The sequence below is a fragment of the Rhizobium leguminosarum bv. trifolii WSM2297 genome (assembly GCF_000271845.1).
On sequence record NZ_JH719392.1, the window covers coordinates 727,509 to 752,440 of the forward strand.

Annotated in this window: 15 protein-coding genes and 7 pseudogenes; 12 read left to right on the plus strand and 10 right to left on the minus strand. The window is 60.5% G+C overall.

Going from position 1 to position 24,932, the window contains the following annotated elements:
- Nucleotides 1–12: 12 nt before the first annotated feature.
- The 5 genes and pseudogenes from RLEG4DRAFT_RS59325 to RLEG4DRAFT_RS59345 all read left to right on the plus strand — a co-directional run.
- Nucleotides 13–432, plus strand: coding sequence for a cupin domain-containing protein (locus RLEG4DRAFT_RS59325; protein ID WP_003574484.1), 420 nt, complete (start codon nucleotides 13–15; stop codon nucleotides 430–432).
- 68 nt (nucleotides 433–500) lie between these two features.
- Nucleotides 501–1,529 carry a mechanosensitive ion channel family protein gene (locus RLEG4DRAFT_RS59330; RefSeq protein ID WP_003574483.1) on the plus strand — a complete coding sequence of 343 codons (1,029 nt, stop codon included), beginning with the start codon at nucleotides 501–503 and terminating at the stop codon, nucleotides 1,527–1,529.
- Nucleotides 1,530–1,531: 2 nt separating this feature from the next.
- On the plus strand, nucleotides 1,532–3,022 hold the full coding sequence (locus RLEG4DRAFT_RS59335) for a sensor histidine kinase (protein ID WP_003574482.1): 1,491 nt from the start codon (nucleotides 1,532–1,534) through the stop codon (nucleotides 3,020–3,022).
- A pseudogene (locus RLEG4DRAFT_RS59340) lies at nucleotides 3,019–3,109 on the plus strand (response regulator); the annotation flags it as partial. The gene RLEG4DRAFT_RS59335 and the pseudogene RLEG4DRAFT_RS59340, both read left to right, overlap by 4 nt.
- A pseudogene (locus tag RLEG4DRAFT_RS59345) lies at nucleotides 3,105–3,932 on the plus strand (adenylate/guanylate cyclase domain-containing protein); the annotation flags it as partial. The pseudogenes RLEG4DRAFT_RS59340 and RLEG4DRAFT_RS59345, both read left to right, overlap by 5 nt.
- 685 nt (nucleotides 3,933–4,617) lie before the next feature.
- On the opposite strand, the pseudogene RLEG4DRAFT_RS59350 reads toward RLEG4DRAFT_RS59345, so the two are convergent.
- Together RLEG4DRAFT_RS59350 and RLEG4DRAFT_RS59355 are read right to left on the minus strand one after the other, a co-directional pair.
- Nucleotides 4,618–5,938 (minus strand): annotated as a pseudogene (locus tag RLEG4DRAFT_RS59350) (alpha-glucosidase/alpha-galactosidase).
- A 301-nt stretch (nucleotides 5,939–6,239) separates the two neighbouring features.
- Entirely contained in the window at nucleotides 6,240–6,596 is a 357-nt protein-coding gene (locus RLEG4DRAFT_RS59355; RefSeq protein ID WP_003574478.1) for a response regulator, read from the minus strand.
- Nucleotides 6,597–6,826: 230 nt separating this feature from the next.
- Here RLEG4DRAFT_RS59355 and RLEG4DRAFT_RS59360 point away from each other — a divergent pair.
- A pseudogene (locus RLEG4DRAFT_RS59360) lies at nucleotides 6,827–6,925 on the plus strand (alpha/beta fold hydrolase); the annotation flags it as partial.
- A 120-nt stretch (nucleotides 6,926–7,045) separates the two neighbouring features.
- On the opposite strand, the pseudogene RLEG4DRAFT_RS59365 reads toward RLEG4DRAFT_RS59360, so the two are convergent.
- Nucleotides 7,046–7,145, minus strand: a pseudogene (locus RLEG4DRAFT_RS59365) (GlsB/YeaQ/YmgE family stress response membrane protein); the annotation flags it as partial.
- A 138-nt stretch (nucleotides 7,146–7,283) separates the two neighbouring features.
- Nucleotides 7,284–7,391, minus strand: a pseudogene (locus tag RLEG4DRAFT_RS59370) (exodeoxyribonuclease III); the annotation flags it as partial.
- Between the two features lie 412 nt (nucleotides 7,392–7,803).
- Here RLEG4DRAFT_RS59370 and RLEG4DRAFT_RS59375 point away from each other — a divergent pair.
- Complete coding sequence (locus tag RLEG4DRAFT_RS59375) at nucleotides 7,804–8,121, plus strand: hypothetical protein (RefSeq protein ID WP_003574477.1); 318 nt, start codon at nucleotides 7,804–7,806, stop codon at nucleotides 8,119–8,121.
- A 28-nt stretch (nucleotides 8,122–8,149) separates the two neighbouring features.
- Nucleotides 8,150–8,743 carry a general stress protein gene (locus RLEG4DRAFT_RS59380; RefSeq protein ID WP_003574476.1) on the plus strand — a complete coding sequence of 198 codons (594 nt, stop codon included), beginning with the start codon at nucleotides 8,150–8,152 and terminating at the stop codon, nucleotides 8,741–8,743.
- Here RLEG4DRAFT_RS59380 and RLEG4DRAFT_RS59385 read toward each other — a convergent pair.
- Nucleotides 8,731–9,175: pseudogene (locus RLEG4DRAFT_RS59385) on the minus strand (hypothetical protein); the annotation flags it as partial. The gene RLEG4DRAFT_RS59380 and the pseudogene RLEG4DRAFT_RS59385 sit on opposite strands and share 13 nt — an antisense overlap.
- 575 nt (nucleotides 9,176–9,750) lie before the next feature.
- On the opposite strand from RLEG4DRAFT_RS59385, the gene RLEG4DRAFT_RS59390 reads away from it, so the two are divergent.
- The 4 genes from RLEG4DRAFT_RS59390 to RLEG4DRAFT_RS59405 all read left to right on the plus strand — a co-directional run bounded on the left by RLEG4DRAFT_RS59390 (nucleotide 9,751) and on the right by RLEG4DRAFT_RS59405 (nucleotide 18,845).
- A complete protein-coding gene (locus RLEG4DRAFT_RS59390; RefSeq protein WP_003574475.1) occupies nucleotides 9,751–10,923 on the plus strand; it encodes a glycosyltransferase in 1,173 nt (390 codons plus the stop codon).
- A 65-nt stretch (nucleotides 10,924–10,988) separates the two neighbouring features.
- The gene (gene glf / locus RLEG4DRAFT_RS59395; RefSeq protein ID WP_003574474.1) at nucleotides 10,989–13,346 is read left to right on the plus strand and encodes a UDP-galactopyranose mutase; all 2,358 of its coding nucleotides are present in this window, start codon (nucleotides 10,989–10,991) and stop codon (nucleotides 13,344–13,346) included.
- Nucleotides 13,339–16,575, plus strand: coding sequence for a glycosyltransferase (locus RLEG4DRAFT_RS59400; protein WP_037093043.1), 3,237 nt, complete (start codon nucleotides 13,339–13,341; stop codon nucleotides 16,573–16,575). Before glf ends, RLEG4DRAFT_RS59400 begins: the two co-directional genes overlap by 8 nt.
- The gene (locus RLEG4DRAFT_RS59405) at nucleotides 16,572–18,845 is read left to right on the plus strand and encodes a glycosyltransferase family 4 protein (protein ID WP_003574471.1); all 2,274 of its coding nucleotides are present in this window, start codon (nucleotides 16,572–16,574) and stop codon (nucleotides 18,843–18,845) included. The genes RLEG4DRAFT_RS59400 and RLEG4DRAFT_RS59405 overlap by 4 nt, the downstream gene beginning before the upstream one ends.
- Before the next feature lie 289 nt (nucleotides 18,846–19,134).
- Here RLEG4DRAFT_RS59405 and RLEG4DRAFT_RS59410 read toward each other — a convergent pair whose 3' ends face one another.
- The 5 genes from RLEG4DRAFT_RS59410 to RLEG4DRAFT_RS59430 all read right to left on the minus strand — a co-directional run bounded on the left by RLEG4DRAFT_RS59410 (nucleotide 19,135) and on the right by RLEG4DRAFT_RS59430 (nucleotide 24,797).
- Complete coding sequence (locus RLEG4DRAFT_RS59410) at nucleotides 19,135–19,425, minus strand: hypothetical protein (RefSeq protein ID WP_003574469.1); 291 nt, start codon at nucleotides 19,423–19,425, stop codon at nucleotides 19,135–19,137.
- Nucleotides 19,426–19,580: 155 nt separating this feature from the next.
- Nucleotides 19,581–20,951: an alpha-glucosidase/alpha-galactosidase gene (locus tag RLEG4DRAFT_RS59415; RefSeq protein WP_003574468.1), complete on the minus strand. Its 1,371-nt coding sequence runs from the start codon at nucleotides 20,949–20,951 to the stop codon at nucleotides 19,581–19,583.
- Between the two features lie 22 nt (nucleotides 20,952–20,973).
- Nucleotides 20,974–22,641: an ABC transporter ATP-binding protein gene (locus RLEG4DRAFT_RS59420; protein ID WP_003574466.1), complete on the minus strand. Its 1,668-nt coding sequence runs from the start codon at nucleotides 22,639–22,641 to the stop codon at nucleotides 20,974–20,976.
- A 10-nt stretch (nucleotides 22,642–22,651) separates the two neighbouring features.
- Entirely contained in the window at nucleotides 22,652–23,788 is a 1,137-nt protein-coding gene (locus RLEG4DRAFT_RS59425) for an ABC transporter permease (protein ID WP_003574464.1), read from the minus strand.
- Nucleotide 23,789: 1 nt separating this feature from the next.
- Nucleotides 23,790–24,797 (minus strand): ABC transporter permease, encoded by a 1,008-nt coding sequence (locus RLEG4DRAFT_RS59430; RefSeq protein WP_003574463.1) that lies wholly within the window; start codon nucleotides 24,795–24,797, stop codon nucleotides 23,790–23,792.
- Nucleotides 24,798–24,932: the final 135 nt, after the last annotated feature.

A 24,932-nucleotide genomic window follows, 5' to 3' on the forward strand; every position in this document is an offset into this window, starting at 1 on the left:
AGGAAATTCGAGATGATCAAGTCAATCCTCGCCCTTGCCATGACGGCTCTCTTGTCTGCCACGGCGGCGACCGCGCATGATGCCGGCGACAAAGATGCCAAGGTTACTCTCGTCTATGAGCATGAATTGCCGAATGCTCCTGGCAAGAGCATGAAAGGCGTTCTGGTCGAATACGGCCCCGGCGGGTTCTCTTCGGCCCACACCCATCCAGACTCGGCCTTCATCTATGCGACGGTCCTCGAGGGTGCGATCCGTAGTCAGGTCAATGACGGTCCGGTCAAGGTCTACAAGGCCGGCCAGAACTTCTCCGAGATGCCCGGCGATCGCCATGGCGTCAGCGAGAATGCCAGCAAGACCAAGCCGGCGAAGCTCCTGGCGGTCTTCGTCGTCGACAGCAGCCAGAAGGAACTGACCTTCCCGATCAAGAAATAGCTGCGCTGGGGCGAGTGCCATCTGCATTCGCCCCATCCCCCTGGCAAATCATTACCGGCGAGCCCGTCATGTTTGGCGAACATCATTCCCTTCCGCTTCTCCTCATCAACCTTCTGGGGCTTGCCGGAATCGTTATTTGGCATATCCAGGGACGCAGCCGTCCGACCGCCCGCCTGATCGTACAGGTCCTGTTCTTTGCCGGAATGAGCCTCGTGCTTTGGCTTGCCGGAGTTTCGCCTTATCGCCTCGACGATGCCGAGCTTCAGGAGGCCGGCATCCTGCTGGCCAAATCCGCAAGGGTTCTCTGGTGGCTCCATCTCGCATGGACGCTAATCGGCTTCGTGCAGATCTATATCACTCTCAACCACAAGCCGCGGGAAGCACATCTGCTGCAGGATTTGATCGTCGGTGTCGTCTATCTCGGCGTGACTCTGGCAGTCATCGGCTTCGTCTTCGGAGCGCCGATCGGCCCTTTGGTTGCAACCTCTGGCGTGGTCGCCATCATCATAGGCCTGGCGCTGCAGAACACGCTGGCCGACGTCTTTTCCGGGATCGCGCTCACGCTCGGTCGTGCTTATGTCATCGGCGATTGGATCCAGCTTGGCGACGGGACGGAAGGGCGCGTCGCCGAAACCAACTGGCGCTCCACCAATCTTTTGACCGGCGGACACAATGTCGTCGTCCTGCCCAATAGCGTCCTTGCAAAACAGGGAATGACCAATCTCAGCCGTCCTGACGAAACACACTGGATCGCACTTTCCGTGCACGTTGCCGCCACCCAGCCGCCATCCGTGGTTGAAGACCTCATGCTGGGCGTTCTGCGGAGCTGCGAGCGAATCGTTAAAATTCCGCCGCCGTCCGTCGCGCTCAAAGCGATTGATGCAATGGCTATCGAGGTCGAGCTGCAGTTTTGCGTGGCGAGCCCGGCCAGCCGAATGCCGGCCAAAAATGAGGTCATTGATCTCGTCTATCGGCACTGCAAGACGAACGGCCTCTCATTGGCAATGCCGGAAAAAAGCTTCTTCTGCCTGCCGCCTCCTGAGAGTGTCGAGCCCGCGGCAGCTATCGCCAGGCCGCTCTCATCCAGCACGGTTTAGCCATGGACATCGAACTGAGGCGCAAGATTGACGAGCTTGAGCAGCAACTGCGCGCCGCAGCGGCTGAGAACGCCAGCCTGCAATCGGAGCTTGCGATTGCGCTGGAGCGCCAGACCGTCACCGCACAAATTCTCAACGTCATCTCCATGTCGCGAACCGACGTGCAGCCGGTTTTTGATGTCATTTCCGAGAGCTCGCGACGGTTGCTCGGCGGTCAAACGGCGCTTGTGACGCGCGTCGTGGCCGGCATGCTTCATGTGGCGGCCTGCACGGCGGGAAGCCGGATCAGCCACGAGGAGATCCGGGCTTCATTTCCCACTCCGCTGACATCCTCGGGGATTCACAGCCGAGTTGCACTGAGCTCCGCCATGGCGTTCCGCTCCGATATCGAAACCGAACCCGGTGTCCCCCAAGCCATCAAGGACATGGCGCGCGCCAGGGGATATCGAAGCATCATCGTGGTCCCCATGCTTCGCGAGGGCATCGCTATCGGCACGATCGGTGTTTCGCGTGCCGAGCCGGGGACCTTCAGCGACAGCCAGATCAACCTTCTCAACACGTTCGCCGATCAGGCGGTGATCGCGATCGAGAACGCGCGGCTATTCGAAGAAGTCCAGGCGCGGACCACGCAGCTCGCCAAGTCCCTCGACGATCTGCGCGCCGCGCAGGACCGTCTGGTCCAGACCGAGAAACTCTCCTCGCTCGGCAAGCTCACCGCCGGCATCGCGCACGAGATCAAAAACCCGCTCAACTTCGTCAACAACTTCGCTGCCCTCTCGGCTGATCTTACGGACGAGTTGAACGATGCGCTGGCTCCGGTCGCCCTGGCGGATGATGTTCGCAATGAGCTCGACGAACTGCGCGGGATGCTGAAGGACAATCTGCAAAAGATCGTGCAGCACGGCAAGCGCGCCGATTCCATCGTCAAGAACATGCTGTTGCATTCGCGCGGGGGTGGCGGCGAACACCGGTCGACCGATGTGAATGCGCTGGTGGAGGAAAGCCTCAACCTTGCCTATCACGGCGCGCGCGCGGGGACACCGCATTTCAACGCGACCCTCAGGCGCGCGTTCGATCCCGACGCCGGCACCGCCGAAGTCTTTCCGCAGGAGATCACGCGCGTGCTGCTGAACGTGATGTGCAATGGCTTCTATGCCGTGGCCAAGCGTAGCATTGAGGAGGGTGCCGGATTTGAACCTACGCTCAGCGCCAGCACGCGCAACCTTGGCGATACCATTGAAATCCGCATCCATGACAACGGCACCGGCATTCCAGCCGAGGTCAAGGAGAAGATGTTCGAGCCCTTCTTCACGACCAAGCCGCCTGGCGAAGGCACCGGTCTCGGATTGTCGATGAGCCACGATATCATCGTGAAGCAACACGGCGGGCGGATCGATGTCCAGACCGAGCCCGGCGAATTTACCGAGTTCACCATCCTGCTGCCGCGCGTCAGCAATTTTTCGGACAATAACAGCAGAAGAGGCGAGCCATGACGGTGTTGGTTCTGGTGGTGGATGACGAAGCGGACGTCGAGGTCTTGTTCCGCCAGCAATTCCGCCGCGATCTTCGCGCCCGGCGCTTGCGTCGTTGTCACGCTATTTTTCGCCTGAGCTTGCCAAGCACCTTTCCGCAGGCGGTATTGACGATGACATGCAGGTTCGCTGGCGCGACATCGCAGTGATCTTCACCGACATCACAGGCTTTACCTCACTCGTCGAGACAGTCGCTCCCGAGGTGCTGGCGGAGTTGCTTAATGAATATGTCGGCGGTCTCACGGATGTCGTCTTCGCGTATGAAGGAACGGTGGCCAAAGTGATCGGCGATGCCATTCAGGTGCTGTTCAATGCACCTGGCGACCAGGCCGACTATGCGACCCGCGCGATCGCCTGCGCACAGGCGCTCGACCAATGGGCCGAGGCGTTTAGCGAGCGCTGGAAACAGAAAGGCGTTGACTTCGGGACCACACGTATCGGCGTTCACGCAGGCCCCGCACTGGTCGGCAACTTCGGTGGCGATCGCTTCTTCGATTTCACCGCCTACGGCGATACAGTCAACATTGCCGCGAGGCTGGAGACCGCGAACAAGACGCTGGGCACGCGGATTTGCGTCAGCGACAGTGTCGCGAGCGGGGTAGAGGAATTCAGGGGACGGCCGGTCGGCGATCTTGTCCTGCGCGGGCGCAGTGAGCCATTGCGCGCCCACGAGCCCTTGTCGGCTGCGCAGTTCAATGCGCCGGTCACGACGCAGTATATGACAGCCTTTACCAAGCTCGAGCAGAATTGCGCCGCAGCCATGCCTGCTTTCGCCGCGCTGGTTGGCATATACTCCGATGATCCGCTCGCCAGCTATCATTTGAGGCGGCTGCTCAACGGCGCCTCGGGCATTCGCATACAGGTGGGATAATCGAGCGCGAGGATAAGAGTCTGGTACAAGCGCGCGATCCGGCGACTGATCGTCGCCGCCTTCGGATTGCATGAAGATGATCGGCGTGGCGCTGCGACTTTTGCCACCATCCGACGGAATCGCGCAAGTATTCCAATGCGAACGATCAGACGGCGATGGCGTCGATATCGGACAAGCCGCACCCCTGGAGCCACACACGCCAATGCCACGCGAATGGCTTAGATCTTGCGATGCTAACCAGCCAGCGAAGGCGCGCTCCGGGTCCAGAAGCGGAAATTATTGCCGCTTTACGCGCCGGTTGACTGAGGCCCAAAGCCAGGGCACAAAGGTGGCATCCACGGTCGCTCACGACGGGAAAATATGAGGAATTCAAAGACGATTTAGCTAAGTCTTTGAAATCATGTGAGAATCCAGGTTCCCTAGCCAAATCTCCCTAAACTCCCTTGATTGCTTGACTTTCCGGTCGTGCCGTCGATCTGATCGTTGGCGGTGAAGCCGTCCCTGGCGACGAAGTGCGGTCCTTGATGTCGGCCACCTAGTAGACTGCATTCCCCAGGCGCACCGCGTCGGATAGCGATCAGACCGGAGCGCGTCGCCGTCGATATTCCTCAACCCACCGTCCGCAAAAAAGCCCCGCGGTTGTTGCGACCGCGGGGCTCTTTGACGCCTGACCAGGGAGAGTAGGTCAGGCAGCCTTGACTTTACTGGATGTGCGGGCCCACTCGGGCAGCCAGTCCCCGTGGGTGGCGAGCAAATCGTCGACCAGCGACCAGATCTGGTCGAGGTCGAGTTCGGCCGCCGTGTGCGGGTCCATCATCGCGGCGTGGTAGATATGCTCGCGATTTTCGGTCATCAGCGCCTGCACCGTCAGTTCCTGGACGTTGATGTTGGTGCGGATCAGCGCAGTCAGCTTGCGGCGGCAGGTCGCCGATGAAGGTCGGCTGGATGCCCGAGGCGTCGACGAGGCAAGGCACTTCGGCGGCGCAATTTTCGGGCAGCGAGGTGATGCAGCCGTTGTTGCGGACATTGCCGTAGATGACAGAAGGTTCGCCGGTCCAGACCGAATTGATGATTGAGGAGGCATATTCCTTCGACGGCTTGACCTCGATCTTGTCGGCCGAGCGATAGGCCTCGGCCTGGCCCTTCCAGCGTTCGATCTGCTCGATGCAGCGCTTCGGATATTCATCGAGCGGAATGCCGAACTTCTCGATCAGGTCGTCGCGGCCTTCCTTGATGAAATAGGGCGTGTATTCGGCGAAATGCTCCGAGCTTTCGGTGACGAAATAGCCAAGCCGCGTCAGCATCTCGTAGCGCACCTTGTTCGGGCAGCGCGGGTTCCAGCCGGGCTTCGGCGCCCTGCCCTCGCGATAGGCGCGCAGGAGATCGGGATAGAGGTTGCGGTAGGAGCCGTCGGCCTGGCGATGCTCGAATTTGAGATAGAAGGCCATGTGGTTGATACCGGCGGCGCGGTAGCGGATTTCCTCGTAGGGAATGTCGAGGTCATGGGCGAGCTCCATCGCCGTGCCCTGCACCGAATGGCAAAGGCCGACCTGGCGAATTGTCGGGTATTTCTCCGAGATCGCCCAGGTGTTGATCGCCATCGGGTTGACATATTGCAGCATGATCGCCTCGGGGCAGACGGCGAGCATATCCTCGCAGACCTTCCAAAGATGCGGCACGGTGCGCAGCCCGCGCATGATGCCGCCGACGCCGAGCGTGTCGGCGATCGTCTGGCGCAGGCCGTATTTCTTCGGCACCTCGAAATCGGTGACAGTGCAGGGTTCATAGCCGCCGATCTGGAAGGCGACGACGACGAAGTCGGCGCCGGAAAGCGCCTTGCGCTGATCGGAATAGGTCTCGGCCTTCGCCTTGACCCCGAGCGTCGAGATCAGCTTGTTGACGACGACCGCACTTTCCTCAAGCCGCTGCGGATTGAGATCCATCAGCGCGATCGTCGCACCGGATAAAGCGGGACGCTGCAACACGTCGCCGATGATGTTTTTCATGAAGACGGTGGAGCCTGCTCCGATGAATGTGATTTTGGGATTTGCTGCCCGCTGAACCTGCGTCGAGTTCCTCGAATACAATGAAGGTGCGTCAACGTAGGTATAAGCTCGATGAACTGCTGGAGGGTTACGACTCTAACGCTCCCCGGTCACCAGAAGAACAAGTGTGGATCAATGCGCCGGCCGTGGGAAATGGTAAGACCTAATATTCACGCCCCCGGCGAAATCTGGTGGCCCGATATGCATCCGTCTGTGGGCAAAGGGCAACGCGGACGCTACGCGGGCTTCGTCCTGTCGGCCTTCATGCGGCCATCTCGTGAAGCGTGTCCGTCATCTCCCACACGTCGTAAGGCTTCGAGAAGAACACGCCGCCCTTGGGAAGATCCGACGCCTCCGGCTTCTGCTTTCCCGACACCACGATGATCCGGATAGGAGGCCACCGGTCCCGGACGGCCGCAGCCAGCTTGAGGCCGTCCATAGGTCCTGGCAGTTCGATGTCGGTGAGCAGTATGCGAATGTCGATTTCGGTTTCCAGGAGAATTATCGCGGCTTCGGCATCGCCCGCCTCCAATGCCTTGAACCCGGCTTCTTCGACGAGGTCTACTGCGAGCATGCGCAGGAGCGGCTCGTCTTCAACAATCAGAACTTTCGATAGCATCAACACATCCCCTGCGGCATCCGCGGATAAGGTGAAACCTGCATGACGGCCTCTGGTTCCTGCACGGAGAAGCCTATTTCGGACCCGCTGACCGCCTCGCCTGAGCGCTGTCCATTTTTTGCGAATGCGTTATGTTACCCAGATGCATATCTTCAAGAGAAACAATGTCTTCGTGCGCTGTTCAGGCGACGACGATCGTGTTCGCCCACGGCTTTGGTTGCGACAGCAACATGTGGCGGTATGTGGTCCCTGCCTTCGAGGGCCGCTATCGCGTCGTTCTGTTCGACAACGTCGGTGCTGGTGAATCTGATTTGTCCGCCTATTCGTTGGAGAAGTACGGAACGCTCGACGGCTATGCTGCCGACCTCGTCGAGATCGTAGCGGCCGATGGACAATCAATCGCTTGTCATCGGCATAACCAAGCATCAGCAGCGCTGCTGCCGAGATGTCATCAGGACGCCCATGTTGGACTTCATAAACATTTGCGAGCCAGCCCGCGATGCCGCCAATGATAATTGCCGCGATCCAGCCGATGCCTGCATTTTCCATATTGTATCCCGAGTTTGAATGTCTGACTGACGAAACCGTCAGCCAGCCAGCAGCGAAACACGCGCATGACGACGGATGGTTCCGCCGGGCGATCAGCCTGCGGCCGGCCATTCGTTTGCGGGCTCGTCAAGCGACCCACAAGTTTTTGAACGCTTCCCGAACCTCGACGCGGAACAGTGCGTCGTTCCTCCAGCGCTCGGGCTTGTAGATGTCCATCTCGGTCGGCATGACGTTGAAGTCGCCCGCGAACCGGCAAGATCCAAAATTGTTTCAATCTCAGACGCGTAGTCATTTAGTGCACAAGCCATTGGATCAGCTACGATGAGGGAGCGATCCTGGGCGGGGCTTCCAGCCAGTCGGCGCGCCAAATCAAAGATAAATTGCTGCCGCCCTTACTCGAAAGGTCTACGCCGTCGCGAGTGCTCCCAGCACCCGCCACAGGTCAATGCCGGTCGCTTACCGCCACCAATGTTTTCCTGTCCGATATCACCGCCCGATCCCATCACGTTTGCTGTGCGAGCCCGCGCGCCGGACCTTCGAGTTAACCGCAAATCACGCAAGAAAAGCATTCGCGCTTTATGTTCCGGACGGTGGAACGAAGAGGCTCGCCTGGGGTTTCTTCCTCACGAATCTGAGTTCGGCACGAGAGGAAATTCCCATGAAACCGTTCATTTTCGCCGCAGCGCTTCTAGGCGCTTCGGCATTGTCAGCCATGGCCCAGACGGCGCCCGCAACGACAAGTGACGGCAAGACGCCGGCCGTCGCAACTCCTGACTCGAACAACCCGACCGCCCCGGTGGAAGGCGCAAACAGTTTCACCGAGGGTCAGGCCAAGGACCGGATTGAAAAGGCCGGCTATACCGAGGTCAAGGACCTCAAGAAGGATGACAAGGGCATCTGGATGGCGTCGGGCATGAAGGACGGCAAGGCCGTCGTGATCGCTCTCGACTACCAGGGCAACATCGTCGCCAAGTAACGCAACAGACCCTTCCGGAGAAACGACCATGAGAACCGTAACTGGACTTTTCGATGATTATACCGACGCCAGTTCTGCAGTCAGCGCGCTTGAAGCCGCCGGCGTCCCATCCAACGACATCAGCATCGTTTCCAACAATGCCGACAACCGCCACGGCGAGCATTCGAATGCAGGCGAAGGCGCGGGCACAGGTGCCGGCATCGGCGCAGTCGTCGGCGGCGCTGGCGGCCTTCTGACGGGCCTTGGCCTGATGGCCATTCCGGGCGTCGGCCCGGTCGTCGCAGCCGGCTGGCTGGCGGCAACCGCAGCCGGCGCTGCCGCCGGTGCGGTCGCCGGCGGTGCAACAGGCGGCATCATCGGCGCAATGACGAGCTCCGGTGTCTCTGACGAGGACGCAAATGTCTATGCTGAAGGCGTTCGCCGCGGCGGCTCGTTGGTCACTGCGAGGGTTGAGGACGCGCTTGTCCCGGAAGCAGAAGCAATCCTCAGGCGCTCCAACTGGGTGGACCCGGCCGCACGCCGTGCCGCTTACACCAAGGAGGGTTGGACCAAGTTCGACGACACGCTCGACCCCTATGGCCCGGAACAAATCGAACGCGAACGTAGTCGTTATCGCCTCTGAACTCTATGCATGCGCGCGCCAACTAGCGGGCGCGCTGGGCTCGGCATAGTATCGGGCTCGGGATAAGTGCCGTTATGCCGAATTCGGCATAACGGCACGAACATATCCCTCGCCCGTACCCCAAGAGGCGCTTTTTCGCGCGAATCCGGACTGCCCGGCGAACTATAGGCGAATTCTTCGCCGCGACCGGTCGGCGGTCGGAACGCACCGTCGCGCTCGGAAAGGCTCTACAGGTCGGCCGAGAGATCGAAGAGCTGCTGAGCGCCCAGATGAACAACCTCGCCTTCCCCCTGGATCCTGCCGTTGATCGCCATCATGCTGGCGCCGAGCACGACGCGACGCGACCGTTCGAAGAGCTTCGGCCAGACGACGATGTTGGCAATGCCGGTTTCGTCATGGATTGTGAGGAAACATCACGCCCTTTGCCGATCCTGAAAATTCGATGGGACGGGGAACGGCCCGCCAGTTTGCGATTTCAGAAGCGCTTCTTGAGGAAATGGGTTCTTTCGCAGCCGGATGACAGTGGTTTTAAAGTGATGATTTTGGTTGTCTGTCAGTTGCTCAGAAACCACCGCCACCGCTGGTGCCGCGAGAACTGGTCGGCATTGCAAGCTAAGGGTTACGACAAGCAGGGTTGAAGGTGAGAGTGCGGACACGTTAGCGCTCGGCTGGCATTCGTCGGCGACGAAAAGAACGGCAATATCGCTGTGTTTACCATCCCTGTCGGGTCCCGGCGCAATGGAAAACTCGCCAAAGAAGCATCTCAATGACAAGCCGGACTTTCACGACAGTGTGGTATGTGCGCCTTCTGACCCGCTGGCCACAACGGCCGTAACTGCAGCGACCAGAGAGCATGTGCTCTCGGCAGGAAAAGGCGCAACCATCGTCTCGAAAAGGAAATGCGTAGACAGCTCTGGCTCGAGCGCAGCGCTAAGCAGTGCGACAAGGTGGGAACATTACGTGCGATCGCATGGTTCGGGCGTCTGACATCACGCCGCGGGACCTCCATGCCATTATTGCCAGCCGCGCCTAGGGCGCTACGACGAATAGTTATCATCAGCGACTTCCAGGACGGCGACGCCGAAAACGCAGAGCCTCGCACCCCGGCGTGGTATCGCGAACAGTGGCTCGCGGGCAATCGGGGACCTCGCCCACAACCCGCTGATCGGGGCCCAAACCTTCAGGTAATCGGCGGCTATATCGAACGGCTACCGCTCGCCGTTCTCAAAGCCGGTCTTGTGGACTGCGCCGAGGTCTGGACACATTGGCACGGCGCTACGCCACCGATTGATCAGCCTGTCACCAGCCCATTCCTGACCCGCCGGGCATTTCAGGCAAACGGGTCCGAAACGCCGTTTTCTTCCAACGACATGCTCGGACACCTTGCCGCCTTCGGGCCGCCGTCGATCCTTTGTGTCTGGGGTCTTGGTGTGAGTGAAGACGTGTTGTTGGCATGCCGCGACAGTTTCAAGATTTATAACTCGATCGACGCGCCCGCCCTGCGCGTTCCCTTTGAGGTGAGCCGCCATTTCGACCTTATCCTCACTGGCTCCGAATGGCAGTCGGAGGCGGTATGCTCGCACCATCCGACGATACCCACGATCATCATGCCTATCGGACCGGAGTTTGCCTCCGAACTCACCTTCAGGCCGATCGACGTTCCGAAGACCTACGACATGATCTACGTTGCTGCCGCGCAAGCCTATAAGCGGCACGACATCCTGTTTCGCGCGCTTGCCAAGCTTCCCGGTTCGATGCGCGCCCTTTGCGTCTGCGGGTACGGCGAGATGATCGACACATTGCGAAGCCATGTCTGCGAACTCGGCATCAATGTCGACTTCATCGATCCACCCGGCGTGCCGTTTGCGGAGGTGAACAGGCTGATGAACCAGGCGCGTATCGGCGTGGTCTGCGGCATCGATGACGGGGCACCGGCGATCCTTACCGAATACATGTTGGCGGGAATACCGGTCCTGGCCAACAGCCAGCTGCGCTGCGGATTGCAATTCATCACTCCCGAGACGGGCCGAGTGGCCTCGCCCGAAGATTTTCACGAAGGCATTCGCGACATGCTGGCCCGGCTCGATACGTTCAAGCCCCGCCAGGTCGTTCTCGCCAACTGGACGTGGCCGCACAGCCTGCGAAAGCTGAGTTCCTTCATTGGCGGGTCAGCCGGATAGAACGCCATCCGGGAACATTCGTCGCCATTCGCAGTTCGGGATCATTGCGATTGCGAGGCCCCTCGATGAATCTGCTGAATTCCGTCCCGCAATTGTCCGACGACAGCCTGTTGGATCACGCGCCGCTCATTTGTTTTTCGCATCTCAGATGGGACTTTGTGCTCCAGAGGCCGCAACATCTGATGGAACGGTTTTCGCGTGGGCGGCCGGTCTTCTATTTCGAGGAGTTCATCCCCACCGACCATCATTTGGCCTATCTGGAGATACACCCCTTCGAAGGAACGAGCGTCAAGGCTGTTCGCCCGCGGATTCCCCATTGGTGGAACGAGGCCGATCGAGAGGCTGCTCTTCGCAGGCTGTTGGACGACCTGATTTTGCTCCACGGCGGCAAGCGTCCGATCCTTTGGTTCTATACGCCGCTGATGTTTGCCTTTGCCCAGCATGTTGACGCGGTCGCGGTTGTCTATGATTGCATGGATGAACTCGCGAACTTCAAATTCGCCCCGGCCAATCTCAAAGCCTGCGAGCAGGCCTTGATGGCTAGCGCCGATGTCGTTTTTACCGGCGGCCTCAGCCTCTACGAGGCAAGACGGGACCAACATGACAACATCCATGCGTTCCCGTCGGGGGTCGATACGCATCACTTCCGCGCCGCCCGAGGCTCGTTACCCGTTCCAGCCGACCAGGCGGATATTCCTCAGCCTCGTCTCGGCTACTATGGGGTGATTGACGAGAGGCTCGACCTCGATCTGGTCGGCAGCGTCGCGTCGGCCCGGCCTGATCTTTCCTTTGTGTTCCTGGGACCGATTGTGAAGATTTCGCCGGACGATCTACCCCGAGGCGCAAACATCCATTATCTCGGGCAAAAGGCCTATTCCGATCTTCCGGCATATCTATCGGGCTGGCAGGCCGCGCTGATGCCGTTCGCACTAAACGAGGCCACGCGCTTCATCAGCCCCACCAAGACCCCCGAATATCTCGCCGCAGGCCGGCCGGTCGTTGGAACACAAATCGTCGACGTCGTGCGCACTTACGGCGACGTGCCGGGAGTGTTCTTGGCAAATGGCGCCCAGGCCTTTGCCGAGGCCTGCGAAGCGGCACTCATCTTGTCCCGCTCCGACACGGCCTGGTTGGATGTGGTGGACGGGGTTGTGGCGCAATCGTCATGGGACAGTACCTTTCGCAGAATGTCCGCGCTTGTCGACCAGGCGGCAGCGCAAAAAATCGTTTCGGCCGCCGTTCCCGAGAGATTTCGCGCCGGCACCAACCGCCGACCACCTTCGGATACCTTCGACTATCTGATCGTCGGCGCGGGATTTGCCGGATCGGTTCTTGCCGAGCGGCTCGCAGCCGATGGTGGCAAAAAGGTCCTTGTCTGCGACAGGCGCTCCCATATCGGCGGCAACACCTACGATCACTATGATGAGGCGGCGATCCTGGTTCACAAATATGGCCCGCACATCTTCCATACCAACAGCGAGGACGTCGTCGCCTACCTTTCCCGCTTTACGGCATGGCGGCCCTATGAACATCGAGTGCTTGCCCAGGTCGGCGATCTGCGCCTTCCGATTCCCATCAATCGCACGACACTGAATGCTCTCTACAACATCGATCTGACCAACGATGCCGAGACGGCGCGGTTTTTGGCGGATCGGGCGGAGCCTTGCGATCCGGTGAAGACATCGCGCGACGTGGTGATATCGCAGGTTGGCGCGGAGCTCTATCGGACCTTCTTCGAGGGCTACACTCGCAAACAGTGGGGGCTCGACCCCTCCGAACTCGACCGATCTGTGACGGCACGTATCCCCACCCGGACCAACACCGATGACCGCTATTTCCTGGACCGCTTTCAAGCCATGCCGCTTGACGGCTATACCCGCATGTTCGAACGGATGCTGAACCACGACAATATCACCGTGATGGTCGCCACGGAGTTCGCCGATCTCAGGAATGAGGAACTGGCTGACCATACGATCTTCACAGGTCCCATCGACGAATACTTCGGCCATTGCTTCGGGCGCCTGCCCTATCGCAGTCTGAAGTTCACCCACGAGACACGTGATGTGAGGCGACTGCTGCCGGTCGCGGTCATAAACTTCCCGTCGGAGGATGTGCCCTATACGCGCGTCACCGAATACAAGCACCTCACGGGTCAGATCCATCCGAGGACCAGTATCAGCTATGAGTATGCAAGTGCCGAGGGAGAGCCCTACTATCCGATCCCGCGCCCGGAAAACCAGGCGCTTTACAAACAATACGAGACCCTGGCGCGTACGTGCGGCGACGTAACCTTTGTCGGGCGGCTTGGTACCTACAAATATTACAATATGGACCAGGTCGTCGCCCAGGCGCTAGCGACATATCGGCGCCTGCGGGATCGGCAAGGAACCAGCGGAACCCTCGCCGGCGCCCGGCATGACTAGAAAACCTCACGTCACTCTAGCGACCGATAGCCTCAATCCTTCCGGGATGGGCGAACACATGCTCGCTCTCGGCCGCGGTTTGAGCGAATGCTGGGACGTCACAGTCGCGATCATGTCCGAGGATCCGACGGGCTTGTTGGTGCGCGCGGCGCGCTGCGGACTGGCAATCAAGCTGATCCAGGATACAGACGAGTTTCACGAGTGGCTGTCGAGATCCAGAATCGATATTCTGCATGTCCACGCAGGGATCGGATGGGAAGGGCATTCTCTCGCAGCGGCGGCCGATGCCCGAGGCATTCCGATCATACGCACCGAGCATCTCCCATATCTTCTCAATGACCCGGAACAAATCGAGTGTTACCGACGCGAAACCGAGAGATTGGCGCATCTCATCGTCGTTTCCGAAGCCTCACGTCAAAGCTTCCTTGAGGCACGGGTCGCGCCCTCGCGTTTGACGGTGGTCCGAAACGGCATCTTTCCGCTGCTGCCCGTGCGATCCGCCATCGATTTTTCGGAGGGACTCGGCCTTGTCGGAAAGACGGTCCTTTTGACCGTCGCGCGTTTCACCGAGCAGAAAGACCAGGCGTCGCTGGTGCGCGCTTTGCCGGCCGTCTTGGAGGGCAATCCTTCCGTTGTCTTGCTTCTTGTGGGGACTGGTCCCGAAGAAGAGCGCGTGAGGGCCCTGGTAACGGATTTTGACCTGGCCGACTACGTCCAGTTTCTAGGGCAAAGGGACGATGTCGCCGAGATCATGGCCATCGCCGATCTTTTCGTTCTTCCATCGCACTTCGAGGGGCTTCCGCTGGCCGTTCTGGAGGCCATGTCGCTTGCGGTGCCCGTGATCGCAACCCGCATTGGCGGGACGGTGGAGGCGCTCGGCGATGATCATCCTTATTTCACCCAGCCGGGCAATCCGGCGGAGATTGCCGCAGTCATCAATCGCGCGCTAGCCGATCCCGGTCGACTGGCGGCAAGCGGCCGGTCCGGCCTTGAACGTTTCAAGCGGGACTTTTCCGTCTTTCGAATGGCCGCTGAGACTTCGGCGGTCTACGAGCGGCTCCTGAACCAGCCGCGAAACCGGACACAAAAGGACAGGTCAATGGAAAAGACACGGCTGGGCTTCATCGGCGTCGGCGGCATCGCGCGCCGGCACCTGGACGTTCTGGCGAGCTTCGACGATGTCGAACTCGTGGCATTTGCCGACCCTGATCTTGGACGGGCAGACGAGGCGGCGATGCGCTTCGGCGCGAGATCGTTCGCGCATCATCGCGAAATGCTCGATACGCAACAGCTTGACGCGGTCTATATCTGCATCCCGCCTTTTGCCCATGGCGAGCCCGAACGCGATCTCATCCAGCGCCAGATACCGTTTTTTGTCGAAAAGCCGGTGTCGCTGGGCCTGGCGCAGGCCGAAGACATCGCTGCGGGCGTGGCCAACGCCAACCTCGTCACCGCTGTCGGCTATCATTGGCGCTATCTCGATATCGTCGACGAGGCAAAAAGCCTGTTGGCAGACAATCCCGCACAGCTTCTATCAGGCTACTGGCTCGACTCGACCCCCCCGCCGGAATGGTGGTGGAAAGAGGGGAAATCGGGCGGTCAGATTGTCGAACAGGCAACCCACCTCCTTGATCTCGCCAGGTGGCTCATCGGAGACGTCACGGAAGTCTACGGGCGCGCCAGCTACAAGGACAGGCCGGAATTTCCAGGCCTGGACGTACCGACGGTGACGACGGCAAGCCTCACCTTTGAAACGGGCGTGGTCGCCAATATAGCTTCCACCTGCCTTCTCGGCTGGAGCCATCGGGTCGGCCTGCACATTTTTGCCGAAAGGCTGGCAATCGAGCTGACCGATCGCGACATCATGGTTGATATTGGACGCGGTCGCCCCGTGCGCACCGCCGACGGCGATCCAGTCTGGCGCGAGGACCGCGATTTTATCGACACCGTGCGTGGCGGTGAAAACCGCATCCGATGCCCCTATGGCGACGCTGTAGCAACCCACCAGCTTGCCCTGGCCGTCGTGTCCTCGGCTCGGAGTGGGTCGGTCGTGCACCTCGACCCCTCGGGGATCAGACGGCCTCAACCGGCGCCGCTGCAGCCGCAGCCGCGGCTGCGGCAGGGGCTTGCATCAGGCCATCGCAAGATATGCTCGCTTGGCGTCGAGGCGCCAGGCCGCGCCTATTTCTTCGACTATGACGAAGGACCGCCGGCAGATGGCCAGTTGCGGCTTGACACGCTGTTCACTGGTCTGTCCGCTGGTACCGAGCTGACGTTCCTGAAGCATACCAATCCTTATTTCCATTCCCGCTTCGATGGCGGGCGTGGTGTCTTTATGGAAGGCGAGCCCGATCTGCATTATCCCGTTCCATTCCTCGGCTACATGGAGGTCGCGCGCGTTTCGCAGTCGCGTGCACATGGTTTCTCCGAGGGCGCGGTGCTAGCGGCGAGTTATGGCCATAAGAGCGGCCATACGGCGGACCCCTATCACGATCTCTTGGTCCAGATGCCCCTCGAACTCGATCCCCTGCTCGGCATCTTCGTCGCCCAGATGGGGCCGATCGCCGCCAACGGGATCCTCCATGCCGACGCGGAAACGTTCGGGGCCAATGTCCCCGCACTCGGTGCGGGTGTCGCCGGTCGTCCGGTGATCGTTCTCGGGGCCGGCACCGTCGGTCTGATGACGGCGCTCTTTGCCCGCGTGCTTGGCGCCTCCGACGTGTTGATTGCCGACCCTTCCGACTTTCGCCGAGAAAAGGCGGAGGCGATGGGGCTGACCGCGATGACGGAAGATCAGGCTTGGCAGCATGCCAAGGCACGTTGGCACGACGGGACGATGGGACGCGGTGCCGATCTTGCGTTTCAGACACGAGCTCACCCCGGGAGCCTGCATACGGCCCTCAAAGCTTTGCGGCCGCAGGGTACGGTGATCGATCTTGCCTTCTACCAGCACGGAGCGGACGCCTTGCGGCTTGGCGAAGAATTCCACCACAATGGCCTGAACATACGGTGCGCTCAAATCAACCGCGTTCCCCGCGGGCTCGCTCCACTCTGGGATCGGCGCCGGCTTGCGTGTGCGACTGTCGACCTCCTTGCCTCGGACGGAACGATGATCCGTGAGCATATGGTTACCCATGTCGTCCCTATCGACGAGGCACCATCCTTCCTCGCTGATCTGGTCGAGAACCGACCGGAGTTTCTGCAGGTCGTCTTCAAGGTTGGCAAATGACCATCGAACCGACGCCGATACGGATCCTATTCGTTTTTGCTTGGCTGGTCGTCGGGGGAGAGGAGACCGAAGTGCGACTGCTGGCCAAACACCTCAATCGCCGCCGGTACCGCATCGACGTCGTGGCCTGCTTCAAAAAGCCCGGCATGCCCGAGCAGACCCATGTCCAGCTTCGCTCGCTAGGGATCGACGTCGACACCACGCCCTACGACCTGTCGTTTAACGACACCGTCAACTACCTTGCCGGAAAAATCTCGAGCTACGACGTCGTGATCTCCTGTCAGAACGTCGCGGATATCTATCCTGCGTTGGAGCGCCTGCATCTTCGCCCGCCGCTGATCGAACATGGCGGGCTCGTTTCTGAAGCACTCGCCGGCCCTAAACATTTGACGACCCGCTACGTCGGCGTATGCCGTTCCATCCGCGACGCCGCCGCATCGCGGATGCCGGGACGCGAGCATGATGCGCTTGAGATTCCTTCGATGGTCGACCTCTCGGCGTTCGATCCGGGATTGCGGGGACCGACCCGTAGGGCCCTGGGGATTGCCGGGGACGAGGTCCTGATTGGCTGGGTCGGCCGGCTCGACCCCAAGAAGAACGTCGAGGACTTTATCGAAGCCGCTGCTCGGGTGAGTGTCGCGGCCAAGCATGCCAGGTTCGCAATTGTCGGCGGGCCTGATGCCTTCGTGCCGGACTATGCGGTTCAACTTAAGGCCATGGCGGCCCAACGCGGGCTGGGCGGTGTGCTTCAGTTTCTGGGCGACCGGCAGGATATCCCTGCCCTCATGGCGTCATTCGACATCTTTGCCTGGCTTTCAAATGGCGAAGGTATGCCGCATGTCATTGGAGAAGCCGGTGCAGCAGCCCTGCCGGTGATCGCGACGCCCGATAACGGCGCGAAGCAGCAAATAGACGACCACATATCCGGCGTATTTGTCCCCTATCGGGATGCCGCCGCCGTGGCCGGACATATGATGGCTCTGTTGCGGGACACGCAACGCCGACACGCACTTGGCATCGCACTACGGCGGAAGGTTGAAACCACCTATTCAATCGAGGCGGTTTTGCCGCAGTGGGAGCAGCTGCTGGAGGATGTCTGCAGCAAGCGCCAAGCGGCTGGCCCGACCGGTCTGTTCAGGTCTTTTCTGCAGGGAGGTTTCGAATGCTCTACCCATCGCCTTCGGCCGTGGGAAGGTGAGACCATGGGCCGCCGTCTCGATATGATCGCCGCCGTCGGCCACGATCGCTACGCCGAAGAGGACTACCGGCAGCTTCTAGGCATGGGGATTTGCACGGCGCGCGACGGCTTTAGATGGCACCTTATCGAGAAATCCGGTGGTTATGACTGGTCGAGCGTGCGACCGATGGTACGGGCGGCCGCGGTGACCGGCACGCAGGTCATCTGGGATCTGCTGCATTATGGCTGGCCGGACGATCTCGACATCTGGTCGCCGTGTTTTGTCGATCGCTTTGCTGCCTTCGCCGGCGCTTGCGCCAAGCTGGTGCGCGAAGAGTGCGACAGTGTTCCCTTTTACTGCCCGGTCAATGAGATTTCGTTTTTCTCCTGGGGCGGCGGCGATGCCGGCTATCTGAATCCTTTTGCCAATGGCCGTGGCTTTGAACTGAAGGTGCAGCTGGCGCGCGCCGCTATCGCTGCGATGGACCAAATCAGGGCAATCGACCAGCGCGCGCGCTTCGTTCACTGCGAGCCGGTAATCAACGTCACCGCGCATCCCTCACGGCCCGAAGAGCGGGGCATCGCCGAAGGTCACCGCCAATCGCAATACCAGGCGTGGGACCTCATTGGCGGACGGTTGTGGCCACAGATCGGGGGACGCGAGCGCTATCTCGATGTCATCGGCGTTAATTATTACTTCAACAACCAATGGATTCATGGGCGCGCGCCGATCGACATCGGGCACGAGTTATACAAGCCCCTCAATGAAATTTTGCGCGAGACTTTCGCCCGATACGGCAGGCCAATCCTCATCGCCGAGACCGGTATCGAGAACGAGCGACGGGCGACGTGGTTCGAATATGTCCTTGGCCAAGCTTCCCTCGCGATGCAGTCTGGCGTTCCGTTGGAGGGACTATGCCTCTATCCGATCGTAGATCATCCAGGTTGGGACGATGGCCGTCACTGCGCAAATGGCGTTCTTTCGACCGAGGTCACGACTTCCGGACGAACTGCCTACGCACCGCTTGCGACCGCCATTCAAGAGGCGGGGGCTCGAGTCCCTTTCGCCGCCCGCGAGTCGGCCAAAAGATAAAATTCCGTCGCAAGCCGCCCGATGAGAACGGGACGGCAGATCAGCCTTAAGCGCGAACGGACCAGCGTCTCGTCATGCGCTGAACGCTAGCAGGACACGTTCCTGGTCAAGCCGCCAAGCAAGCATTTTTTCCCGACGACAGTTTCCGGGAAGTTGCGGTGCCCGTCTATCTCGATATTCCCGCCAGCGGGAGCTGCGTCATAGGAGCGGTTGGCCAGATCGGGCAGGAACCTGAGGCTCCACTTCTGGATTGGCTAGAACGAACTTGCCCGTGAGATCGACTATTTTTTTATGAGATTGCCGGCGGTGCATTGGGGTTGGCCTCCTGCTCGAAGCATCGGGCCACCTTTTGCTGGTGGATGCCGACCGGCCGGGAGAGGAGGCCAGGGTTTACGGCTGATGCGGACCCTTCCGACAGCCAGTCGCCGTGATCAGCCAGCGCAATCCCGTCAATAGGACGATGGGGAAATGAGGATCTGACCGCCGTGACCGGTAACTCACCACCAGTTGCAAACAGCTCCATGGTCTGGCGATAAAATTCGAAAACGATTGGATTGGTCGCCTTGAACCAGTTGATCATGTCGGTACCTTTGCCTTGGGAGGGCGAGGACGAGCGGCAGCTCGACGGGTCCGGGATTTAAGGTCCTGTAATTGACGCCGACTTACATCTCAAAGAAAAAGCCCCGCGGTTGTTGCGACCGCGGGGCTCTTTGACGCCTGACCAGGGAGAGTAGGTCAGGCAGCCTTGACTTTACTGGATGTGCGCGCCCATTCGGGCAGCCAGTTGCCGTGGGTGGCGAGCAGGTCGTCGACCAGCGACCAGATCTGGTCGAGGTCGAGTTCGGCCGCCGTGTGCGGGTCCATCATCGCGGCGTGGTAGATGTGTTCGCGATTTTCGGTCATCAGCGCCTGCACCGTCAGTTCCTGGACGTTGATGTTGGTGCGGATCAGCGCAGTCAGCTGCGGCGGCAGGTCGCCGATGAAGGTCGGCTGGATGCCGGAGGCGTCGACCAGGCAAGGCACTTCGGCGGCGCAATTTTCGGGCAGCGAGGTGATGCAGCCGTTGTTGCGGACATTGCCGTAGATGACAGAAGGTTCGCCGGTCCAGACCGAATTGATGATTGAGGAGGCATATTCCTTCGACGGCTTGACCTCGATCTTGTCGGCCGAGCGATAGGCCTCGGCCTGGCCCTTCCAGCGTTCGATCTGCTCGATGCAGCGCTTCGGATATTCATCGAGCGGAATGCCGAATTTCTCGATCAGGTCGTCACGGCCTTCCTTGATGAAATAGGGCGTATATTCGGCGAAATGCTCCGAGCTTTCGGTGACGAAATATCCCAGCCGCGTCAGCATCTCGTAGCGCACCTTGTTCGGGCAGCGCGGGTTCCAGCCGGGCTTCGGCGCCCTGCCCTCGCGATAGGCGCGCAGGAGATCGGGATAGAGGTTGCGGTAGGAGCCGTCGGCCTGGCGATGCTCGAATTTGAGATAGAAGGCCATGTGGTTGATGCCGGCTGCGCGGTAGCGGATTTCCTCGTAGGGGATGTCGAGGTCATGGGCGAGCTCCATCGCCGTGCCCTGCACCGAATGGCAAAGGCCAACCTGGCGGATCGTTGGGTATTTTTCCGATATCGCCCAGGTGTTGATCGCCATCGGGTTGACATATTGCAGCATGATCGCCTCGGGGCAGACGGCGAGCATGTCCTCGCAGACCTTCCAGAGATGCGGCACGGTGCGAAGCCCGCGCATGATGCCGCCGACGCCGAGCGTATCGGCGATCGTCTGGCGCAGACCATACTTCTTCGGCACCTCGAAATCGGTGACCGTGCAGGGCTCATAGCCGCCGATCTGGAAGGCGACGACGACGAAATCGGCGCCTGACAGCGCCTTACGCTGGTCGGAATAGGTCTCGGCCTTGGCCTTGACCCCGAGCGTCGAGATCAGCTTGTTGACGACGATTGCACTTTCTTCCAGCCGCTGCGGATTGAGATCCATCAGCGCGATCGTCGCACCGGATAAAGCGGGACGCTGCAACACGTCGCCGATGATGTTCTTCATGAAGACGGTGGAGCCTGCTCCGATGAATGTGATTTTGGGATTTGCTGCCATTATAGCCTCCGGCATTCGATAATCATGCTACCTCGAAAGCGGCCTTGACGAGCCGTTCGGTGTAGGCGGTCTTGGGATGGGTGAGAACTTCGTTGACGGGCCCTTCTTCGACGATCTTGCCATGCTGCATGACGATGACGCGATGGCAGAGGGCTCGCACGACCTTGAGATCGTGGGAAATGAAGAGGTAGCTGAGACCCCGCTCGTCCTGCAGCTTGCGCAACAGTTCGATGATCTGCGCCTGGACGGAAAGGTCGAGTGCGGACGTCGGCTCGTCGAGCAGGATGAATTCCGGCTCCAGCGCGATGGCGCGGGCAATGGCGATGCGCTGGCGCTGGCCGCCGGAAAATTCATGCGGGAAACGCGACAGGATATTGCCGGGCATGCCGGCGGCAATCAATGCCTCCCGCACCCGGTCCTGCCGTTCGCTCCGGTTGGCGCCCAGACTGTTGACGACGAGCCCTTCCTCGATGATCTGGCCGATCGTCATGCGTGGATTGAGCGATGAGAACGGGTCCTGGAACACCACCTGCATGCGGGCGCGAAACGGCCGCATCTCGCCCCTGGAAAGCCCGTGGATCGGCTGACGGTCGAAATGGATCTCGCCTGCCTGCGGTGTATTCAGCCGCAGGATCGCCTGGCCGAAGGTGGTCTTGCCAGAGCCGGATTCGCCGACGAGGCCGAGCGTTTCGTGACGACGCAGCGTGAGGCTCAGGCTGTCGACGGCTACAAGCTCGCGCATCTCCGGCTTAAGAAAAGTGCCGTGGCGCATCATGAAGCCGACGCGCACGCCCTTGGCATCGAGGATGACATCCGACCCCTCCGGCAGCGGATTGGCCTGGCCACGCGGCTCGGAGGCAAGCAGATGCCTGGTATAGGCGTGCTGCGGATTGGCAAACAGCGCTTCGGTGACATTGTGCTCGCGCACTTCGCCATGCTGCATCACATAGACGTAGTCGGAGAACTGCCGCACCACGGTCAGATCGTGGGTGATGAGGATGACGGCCATCCCCAGCTCTTTCTGCAGGTTGCGGATCAGATTGAGGATCTGCGCCTGCACGGTGACGTCGAGTGCCGTCGTCGGCTCGTCGGCGATCAGGACGTCGGGATCATTGGCGAGCGCCATGGCGATCATCACGCGCTGGCGCTGGCCACCGGACAGCTGATGCGGATATTGCATCAGCCGTGCGGCGGGATCCGGGATCTGCACATGTTCGAGCAGTTCGAGTGCGCGCTTTTGCGCATCCCTCCGGCTCATCCGGCGATGGACGCGGATCGCTTCGACGATCTGGCTGCCGATCGTATAGATCGGGTTCAGCGAGCTCATGGGCTCCTGGAAGATCATCGAGATGCGGTCGCCGCGCAGCTTGCGCCGCGCCCGCTCGGAGAATTTGAGGATATTATCGCCGTCATAGGCGACCGTCGAGTTCGCGGCGACGACGGCGCGCTTCGAAAGCAACCCCATCACCGTTCGCGCCGTCACCGATTTGCCGGAGCCGGATTCGCCGACGATCGCGATCGTCTCGCCGCGATAGAGCTGGAAGGAGACGTCCTTGACGGCTTCGACCATGCCGTCCTCGACCTTGAAGTTCACCGCCACATTGCGGGCGTCGATGATCGGCGTGTCCGAGCGGCCATCATGGTCGTGGCGGACGGGCGGGGCGAAGGAATTGACCAGTGCGAGAGCCATATCAATCACCTCAATAAGGATCGACTGCGTCGCGCAGTCCGTCGCCGAGCGCATTGAAGGCGAAGACGGTGACGAGCACGAAGCCGACGGGAGAGAGAATCCAGGGATAGGAGCCGATGACCGAATAGGTCGCCGTATCCTGCAGCATCAGTCCCCAGGAGATCAGCGGCGGCTTGACGGCAAAGCCCAAGAAACCGAGGAAGGATTCCAGCAACACGACACTCGGTATGTGCAGCGTCACCGCAACGATGACGTGGCTCATGACGTTCGGGAAAATATGCTGCATGATGATGCGCTTGTCGGTGGCGCCGACCGCCATCGCCGCCCGGACATAATCGATGCGGGCAAGCGCCAAGGTCTTGCCGCGCACCTCGCGCGACATCTGCGCCCAGCCGAGCGCCGACATCACGACGATGACGAAGGCGAGGAAGACGTTGGTCGGCGCCGTCACCGGGATCAGCGAGGTCAGCGCCAGATAAAGCGGCAATTGCGGGAAGGCGAGCACCAGTTCGACGAAGCGCTGCAGCCAGACGTCGAAAGTGCCGCCGAAATAACCCGACACCATTCCGACCGTCGTGCCGATCAGGGTGACGATGAAGACGACGGTCAGCGCGATCGTCAGCGAGATCCGCGAGCCGATAATGGCGCGCGACAGCACGTCGCGGCCGAACTTGTCGGTGCCGAGGAAATGCACCGGCTGGCCGTCGGTCGAACCGAAGAAATGGCGGTCGGCCGGAATGAGGCCGAGCAGCTTATATTCGGCGCCCTTGACGAAGAAGCCGAGCAGTCGCGGATTGTCGTAATCCATGCCGACGATCGGCTGGAAGGTGACGGGGTCGAGTTCTTCGGAATCCGACAGCGCATAGACGCGCGGCTGGAAAACGAAATTGCCGTCCTTGTCGTGGAAGCTCATCACCTGCGGCGGCGCGAAGCCGACATCGGTCGCCTTCGGATCCATCGGCGCGAAGAAATCGGCAAAGATCGCCATGATCAGCAGCAGCCCGACGAGCACCAGCCCGGCCATGCCGGTCCAGGAGCGCCGCAACCGGCGCCAGACGAGCGCCAGATAGCTCTCATTGCCATGCGAAGGCTTCTTGATCGCAAGTTCGGTTGTGGGCGGGGTGGCCGAAGAGTCGAAAGCAAGCATCTCAGGCTCCTCCGTATTGGCGCACGCGCGGATCGAGCAAGGCGAGCAGCATGTCGGCGATGATATTGCCGACGATCAGCGTCGCCGACAGCACCATCATGAAAGTGGCGGTGACATAGACGTCGCCGACCGCCATCGAGCCGACGATCGCCGGGCCGACGGTCGGCAGTGCGAAGATGATCGCGGTTTCGATCTCGCCGGTCAGCATATAAGGCAGGACCACACCCTGGTACATGACAAGCGGATGCAGCGCGTTCGGCACCGCATGGCGCATCACCACCGCTGCGCCGGTCAGCCCCTTGGCCTTGGCCGTCTCGACATACTGCGCATTCAGCGTATCGAGCAGATTGCCGCGCATGACGCGCATATTGTAGGCGAGCCCGCCGAAGGTCGCGATCGCGACGACCGGCCAGACATGGTGAACGAGATCGACGAATTTCCCCCAGGACCACGGCGCACCGCCATATTGGGGCGAGAAGAAGCTGCCGATTTCGGAAACGTTGAACTGGAAGACCAGGAGATAGACGATGATCAGCGCCATCAGGAAGCGCGGCACCGTCATGCCGAGGAAGGAAATCCCCGAAAGCGCGCTGTCGATCCAGCTGTATTGGCGCGTCGCCGCCCAGATGCCGAAACCGATGCCGAGGACCGAGGCGAAGATGTGGCAGACGAGCGCGAGAAGCAATGTGCGCGGCAGGCGCTCACCGACGACATCGGCGACCGGCTTGTTGTAGAACATGCTGTATCCGAAATCGCCGCGCGTGACGATGCCGCCGATCCAGTTGACGTATTGGACGACCATCGGCTTGTCGAGGCCGTGTTCGACGCGGTAGGCCTGGGCCTGGGCTTCGGCCTGGGCGTAGGAGGCGCCGCCCTGATTGATCAGCTGCGATCTTATATAATCGGCATAGTCGCCAGGCGGGGCCTGGATGATCGCGAAAGTCACCACGCTCAGAATGAACAGAACAGGGATCGCGGAGGCTATGCGCACGAGCAGGAATCGTAACATCGGACGGTTCGCTTACCTTGCCGCCGGTCGCTCCTTGTCGGCGCGGCCGGCTTTGTTGGTCATATCAGGCCGCGCGCCACGCGCGGCCTGACTCTCATTTCAGCTGGGAGGGAACTCTCCAGCGCCGCATCATCG